Genomic DNA, 6,666 nt, shown 5'->3' with positions numbered 1-6,666 from the left:
CAATGGTGTATTGGAAGTTGTCCGGGCCGTTGTAGTTGGTATCCGGTGTGTAGGTCACGGTGCCGTCGCCATTGACCACCAGTGTGCCGTGGTCTGGCTGCTGTGTGATCACGATGCTGGTAAGGTCTAGGCCGTCGTCCGGATCACTATCATTCGCAGCTAAATTGATCGTTGCGGACGTATCTTCGATAACGCCTTGGTTATCATCAGTTGCTGTGGGTGGCAAATTGACTGGCGCATCTACACCGATTGTTACTGTTGCAACATTCGATGTTGCTCCATCGTTATCCTGAACTGTGTACTGGAAGCTGTCAGGCCCGGTGTAGCCGGGGTTTGGGGTGTACTCAACGGTACCGTCGCTGTTAACAAGTAAGCTGCCGTTGCTCGGGCCGGAAATAATGTTGACGGTACTCGGGTTAATAGTTCCATCTGGGTCACTATCGTTCCCAGTAACACTGATAAGAACCGGCGTATTTTCTTGAGTCGACGCACTATCTGCAAGCGCAACCGGCGCATCATTGACAGGGAAAACGTTAATAGACACAGGAATGGTGACCGTACCACCATTTCCATCGCTCGCCGTTACTGTAAAGCTATCACTGCCAATAAAACCATTATTCGGCGTATAGGTGTAGGTACCGTTGGCGTTAAGCGATACCGAACCATTGGACGGGCCTGTATTTAAGCTATATGTCAGTGTGTCACCATCAACGTCTTGAGCAAAGACGGAGTCAGTAAATGGCGTATCTTCTGGTGTAGACTCTGAAAATGCTCCTGCCGTTGGCGCATCATTAACCGGCGTTACGATGATATCGACTGGGATTTGGGTCGTGCCGCCGTTGCCATCATCTGCAGTCACAAAGAAACGATCATTACCGTTGAAGTCTTGGCTCGGAGTGTAGGTGTATGTGCCATCAGGGTTAATCACAACCGTACCGTTGGATGGCCCAGAACCTAGCGAGTAGGTTAGTGCGTCGCCATCAACATCGGTTGTGAATACAGCACTGCTAATCGGCGTATCTTCAGGTGTTGTTTCTTGGAATGCATTCGCGTTCGGCGCATCATTAACGGGGGTGATCACGACACTAACCGGAACCTCAATCACTCCGCCACGGCCATCATCTACACGTACTGTAAACGCATCATCGCCGTTGTAGTTCTCGTTTGGCGTGTACGTATAGGAGCCATCAGCATTAACCACAGCTGTGCCATTTTCTGGCGCACTGACAAGTGTGTAAGTCAGCAGGTCACCATCTGCATCGGTTGCATCAATACGATCAGAAATTGGGGTATCTTCTGCTGTCGTAATAAAATCTGGCGTAGCTTCTGGCGCTCGGTTGAGCAGTTCTGGAGTAAATAATGCCTGTGTTTGCTGCGCTGCACCGGGGCCTGTTGTATCAAAGCCAGCTTCCGGATTACCCTCTTGTGCAGTTCGAGAGATCGTTGTGAAGCTCGAACCTTCATTACCCGTTACAGCACCTGCATCTCCCGCAGCAGGGGTACCTGCGGCTGTTGGTTCAGCGACTTGAGTTGGATCTTCACCCGCCAAGATTGCTTGCTGGATCGCATCGATAGATGCTAAGTCTTGATTTACCACAGACTCTTCCACCGGGTAATCATCAGCCTCCAAGAAGGACTCAGCTGATACCAACCAGCTTTGCTGTTCACCCAGTGCAACGACTTCACCATTGCCCATGGTGATCTCGACTTTTGCTTGCGGACCTGTGCGCAGCACCTCATCGGCAAAGACTTCATCACCCAATGCCAATAAGCGCTCGGTTCCGTCTGCTTTCACAGCGTAAACCACACCTGAGATAAAACTAACTGTACCGACAACCGTTGCCATTCTTGATCCCTCACAGGTTCATTTGATTACAACCAGTAAAGCAGTCAAGTGGGCAAAAAAAAACTGTACCGTGGTACAGGTACAGTTTTTTGATGGCGTGTAACTTATGCGTCTTTTTAGCTGGCTGAGCTATGCTTTGCCAACTGCAGCCGACGATAGAGGCCAATCGTTTTCGCGTGCTGCGGGCTATTGGAGAAGTCTGGCTTAATCTCGATGAAATCATCGAACAACTGCCTCCCTGCCAGCATCGCTTCACAGCGCTTTACTCGCGCATCGCCATATATATCTACCAAGACTTTGCGGTAATTATCTGCCACAACATGAGTCGAGATCAGTGCACTACCCAATGCGTGTAAGCAACGATAAAGCGCCGCCTTCTTTGCCGGTAAGCCATCAGTTTCAAGCACCCGAGATACAGACTCCACCGCAGAGCTAATATCACCTTGTGTTAGGTAAAGCAGCGCCTTTACTTCCGCGACTGTTACGCCTGCAAGCCCATTGGCGGGCTCGGCGAAGATGCCACACATTTCGGGTAATGAAGCTTGCTCGTCCACATCAAGGCGCGTTAACTGTTGAGTGAATACCTGCCGCTCGTGGTTGCTCAACATCGGCATACGCATAACGAAGTCCCGCAGCTCGATACCTTTATTGTTGTTATCGTGCACCAACCGATCAACCGGGAACATATCTGCCATGCCTGGCACAATAACACGACAACAGTACACACCCAGGTGGTCGTAATCGGCGATATAAATATCCATATCGACTCGATGAATGAGATGACAGAGACGCTCGAACTCCGCTTGTGTGTCACCTTCGATATTCCAAGCAGTGTACTCATAATCCGACTTGGAAGAGAACAACTCCCAAGAGACAACACCGCTGGAGTCACGCAAATGGCGCTGCTGATTGTCAGGCTCTGCCACCTCCCGTAAGTTGAAGGTAGGTGGTGACAGGGATCTCAGCGCGTCTAACGACCTCTTATGCAACAACTCCACCATGGCCCGCTGTAGCGCGATACCAAATTTAGGATGAGCGCCAAATGCAGCAATACAACCGCCTGTGTTTGGGTCAAGTAACGTAATACAAACAAGCGGAAACTTGCCGGCTAGCGAGGCATCCATAACGTAAACGACAAACCCCTCGTCCCGCAGCAGCTGGAGAGTATCTGCCACCTCACGGTAGCCCTCTACCACTGAAGTAGGTATATGAGGCAGGCTGATTCCGGCTGTTAGTATCGTCGTTTTTATGTGGCGTTCAAAAATACCCGATAAGGCTTGTACGCGCGCTTCATAGACACTGTTACCTGCCGCCAAACCATTGGTTGTGTAGAGGTTGTCGATAATATTGACGGGGATCCAAACCGTTTGTTGGTTCTGCTGCCTCGTAAAGGGCAGCGCACAGATACCTCGGCTGCGGTTACCTGAGCTGGCATCCACCAGCATCTTGGCAGACAGTTCGCCATCTAGGTTATAGTGGGATTGAGTTGGCTCATCAAGCAGCCCCTGAGGCAGACCGCTCTTCTCCAGCGCAAACCAGCGCTCAGATGGATGGTGCACGAAATCAGAAGCGGCAATCTCGTCTCCATAGAACAAACCGTTGAAGAAGTTATCGCTACTCAGCCGCTCAAAGAGCTCCCCCAGAGCACTGGCTTGAGCCGCTTGCATAGATGTGCCCTTGCCCTGAACATCCAGCAGAGGAAATAAGCGATCGCGCATTCTGACCGACCAAACATGCGGTACTGGGTTTTGCCAATCATATTCTTCTACATCAAACCCATGCACTTGCAACCGAGCTTGCATATGAAGGATTGATTCTGCAAGCGGCGCATCTTTACTCATCGTTACTGTCATTTGTTGTCTCTTTTTCCAGCCTCGCCGAGTGGCGAAACTGTTCACACCCTATATATGCTATCCGATTCTACTCGCTGCTCGGTTTCTGTCCAAGTTTCGCGATTTTCCTTTTAGGTTATTAATCAAAAAGGATTTTTTAAAATCTTTTAAAACTTTCTACTTGACGCCCGCATAGCTCGTCCTTAATATACGCGCCCACAGGTTGAGACACAGATCCTCGATAGCTCAGTTGGTAGAGCAGTAGACTGTTAATCTATTGGTCGCTGGTTCGAGTCCAGCTCGAGGAGCCAACCTTTTTTGTTCGGAGCATAGCGCAGCTTGGTAGCGCATCTGGTTTGGGACCAGAGGGTCGCAGGTTCGAATCCTGCTGCTCCGACCATTAATTGAATTTACGTGTCTCTAGCATCGTCGGAGCATAGCGCAGCCTGGTAGCGCATCTGGTTTGGGACCAGAGGGTCGCAGGTTCGAATCCTGCTGCTCCGACCATTTATAACACAAGCCTGTTCGTTCGGAGCATAGCGCAGCCTGGTAGCGCATCTGGTTTGGGACCAGAGGGTCGCAGGTTCGAATCCTGCTGCTCCGACCATCTTTTCTTGTGTTGACTCTTTAGTCGGAGCATAGCGCAGCCTGGTAGCGCATCTGGTTTGGGACCAGAGGGTCGCAGGTTCGAATCCTGCTGCTCCGACCATTCTCCTCTTGCAACAACCTCTCAAATACTTCTCTACCAAACTTTATTGCTGCTTTTGCGAGACGCTGCTGTGCGATAAACTCTGGTGCCTAGTAAGATAAAGACAAGAAGAAATACCGGAGAAATCGATGTCGGATCAGTCACAACCACCTAAAAGCGAAAATCCAGCCTTTGAAGTGGTTCGCCACACAGCCAGCGAGACAATGGTAAGCCCTCTTCAGCTTGGACAACGCGTGCGTGAGATCCGCCTCAGCCAGAATTTGACCCTTGAAGAAGCGAGCAAGTTAACAGGACTTGCACGCTCCACACTGTCAAAAATTGAAAACGAGCAGATATCTCCAACATTTTCAGCGGTCTCAAAGCTCGTGGCAGGCCTTGGCATCGATATCCCACAGTTATTTACTCAGCCCGCTAAAAGTAGCGGCGCATCAGGGCGCAGAGACATTACTCGCAAAGGGGAAGGGTCACCACATCCAACCCCCACTTACGAACACGAAATTCTTGCGACTCAGTTAACTAGCAAAAAGATGATCCCCTATCGCACCACGGTACGTGCTCGCTCATTTGAGGAATACGGTGACTGGGTTCGCCACGAGGGCGAAGAGTTTCTATTCATCCTCAAAGGCTCCATCATGTTCTACACAGAATTCTATGAGCCAGTAGAGATGCTAGAGGGAGATAGCGCCTATTATGATTGCGAAATGGGGCATGCTCTCGTATCAACGAGCGATGAAGACGCTCAAATTCTTTGGGTTACCGCCTAACGATCACGAAAGTTGCAGCCGTTCATAATACCTGATACGGTTCTAGCCACATCAAGAGAAGAGTTGACACTCTCACCAACCTGCACAACCTGAGCAAGGTGGTATTTCCGCACCGCGGACGATGTGGTCTTTCAGACAATATCAGGTCGAATGCAACCACCCGGTCAACTCTCACTTAGTAACTAGTATTCTGGAGTTGACCATGTTTGAAGCACACCTACACATTTCTGGCAGTTCGCCACATATTCCCGCATTTATTGCCACTTTAACAACACGATCAGAGCAATTTTCGAATATCGTTTTCAACCAACAGCATCGATGCCATACATGGGCTTGGACTGCAAAAGGGAAACGTAAAGACGAGACAGGCGCAGCGCAAGAAACACTGTTTCTTTACATCGAGTATCGCAACAAGCAAAACGCCACCGTCTATTTGAAACGCGAGATTAGTGCAGCATCGCAGGCAGACGAACAGTACTTACTGCTGCTATGCCAATCGATACATCTACCCGACATCTGCGCTGAAAATACGACAACATGGGCACAAAGCCACGAGTTGAGGATTCCATAATCCTAAACTACCTTTAACACTTTATTGTTGTTAGTAAAGGATTCGCGTATGCAGCAGTTGTCACCTGCAGACCTCAGAGTTTTAATGATCGAACCCTCGGCTATGCAGCGCCGCTGGATCACCAACGAGCTGACGGAGTCGGGCATCCACATGATCGACAACGCCACGAATGAGCATGAAGCACTAGATTATCTGGCGCGCTGCGCACCAGATCTTGTTATTAGCTCGCTTTATCTACCTGACGGCACCGCAACTGACCTGCTCGCCAAAATACGCGCTAACCCGCGCCAAGAAACCCTACCCTTTATTCTAATTTCCAGCGAAAGTAAGCGCGAGCAACTCGAAGTGTTTAAGCAGTCGGGAGTCGTCGCCATCCTGCCTAAACCTTTTAGCCAAGATCAGTTACTTGTTGCAATCACATCAACGATCGATATCCTCAGCGAGGATGAACTCGACCTAGAACTCTATGATGTCGACACACTGCGGGTACTGGTTGTTGATGACAGCAAACTAGCCCGCAAAATCATTACCCGAGTGTTAGGCAACTTAGGCATCCAGCACATTGACCAGGCAGAGGATGGCGCTCAGGCTATCAACTTACTGAAGGAGCGTGAGTTTGATCTGATCGTGACCGACTACAATATGCCCGAAGTTAACGGCGTAGAGCTTGCCGAGCATGTTCGCGATTCAGAAACCCACTCCCATATACCCGTTTTAATGGTGACCTCAGAAGCAAACGATGCTCACCTCAGCCACGTGGCACAGTCCGGCGTGAACGCCATCACCAATAAGCCTTTTGAGCCAAACACGGTCAAACAACTGCTCGCGTCCATCTTGGACGGCCGCTAAGCCCTCCAACTAGGGTTATCCCCTAAAACTACAGATCCCGAGGTTCTCCTATACTCTAACCTCAGGATCTTTTATAATGACCCACTACTCTATTT

The 6,666-nt window shown here is 49.9% G+C and carries 5 protein-coding genes, 5 tRNA genes and 1 riboswitch; of the genes, 8 read left to right on the top strand and 2 right to left on the bottom strand.

Annotation, left to right across the window (positions count from 1 at the left end; genetic code table 11):
* Both E4L36_RS07075 and E4L36_RS07070 read right to left on the bottom strand, forming a co-directional pair.
* Positions 1-1,846: retention module-containing protein (locus E4L36_RS07075; RefSeq protein ID WP_136680014.1), on the bottom strand; the 1,846-nt coding region annotated here is incomplete at its 3' end.
* A 116-nt stretch (positions 1,847-1,962) separates the two neighbouring features.
* Positions 1,963-3,699, bottom strand: a complete 1,737-nt coding sequence (locus E4L36_RS07070; protein ID WP_136680013.1) for a YcaO-like family protein — start codon at positions 3,697-3,699, stop codon at positions 1,963-1,965.
* A gap of 214 nt (positions 3,700-3,913) precedes the next feature.
* Here E4L36_RS07070 and E4L36_RS07065 point away from each other — a divergent pair.
* The 8 genes from E4L36_RS07065 to E4L36_RS07030 all read left to right on the top strand — a co-directional run bounded on the left by E4L36_RS07065 (position 3,914) and on the right by E4L36_RS07030 (position 6,571).
* Positions 3,914-3,989: transfer RNA gene (locus tag E4L36_RS07065), tRNA-Asn, on the top strand.
* Positions 3,990-4,001: 12 nt separating this feature from the next.
* Positions 4,002-4,078: transfer RNA gene (locus tag E4L36_RS07060), tRNA-Pro, on the top strand.
* A gap of 30 nt (positions 4,079-4,108) precedes the next feature.
* A tRNA-Pro gene (locus E4L36_RS07055) sits at positions 4,109-4,185 on the top strand.
* Between the two features lie 23 nt (positions 4,186-4,208).
* Positions 4,209-4,285, top strand: a tRNA-Pro gene (locus E4L36_RS07050).
* A 25-nt stretch (positions 4,286-4,310) separates the two neighbouring features.
* Positions 4,311-4,387, top strand: a tRNA-Pro gene (locus E4L36_RS07045).
* 203 nt (positions 4,388-4,590) lie between these two features.
* The gene (locus E4L36_RS07040) at positions 4,591-5,151 is read left to right on the top strand and encodes an XRE family transcriptional regulator (RefSeq protein WP_240657035.1); all 561 of its coding nucleotides are present in this window, start codon (positions 4,591-4,593) and stop codon (positions 5,149-5,151) included.
* A 43-nt stretch (positions 5,152-5,194) separates the two neighbouring features.
* Positions 5,195-5,304: riboswitch (SAM-I-IV-variant riboswitch) on the top strand.
* Between the two features lie 49 nt (positions 5,305-5,353).
* Positions 5,354-5,722 carry a hypothetical protein gene (locus E4L36_RS07035; protein WP_136680012.1) on the top strand — a complete coding sequence of 123 codons (369 nt, stop codon included), beginning with the start codon at positions 5,354-5,356 and terminating at the stop codon, positions 5,720-5,722.
* Between the two features lie 48 nt (positions 5,723-5,770).
* On the top strand, positions 5,771-6,571 hold the full coding sequence (locus E4L36_RS07030; RefSeq protein ID WP_136680011.1) for a response regulator: 801 nt from the start codon (positions 5,771-5,773) through the stop codon (positions 6,569-6,571).
* Positions 6,572-6,666 lie beyond the last annotated feature (95 nt).

This window comes from Neptunomonas sp. XY-337 (genome assembly GCF_004959845.1).
Lineage (GTDB): Bacteria > Pseudomonadota > Gammaproteobacteria > Pseudomonadales > Balneatricaceae > Neptunomonas > Neptunomonas marina.
This window is presented reverse-complemented; position numbering and strand designations above follow the sequence as displayed.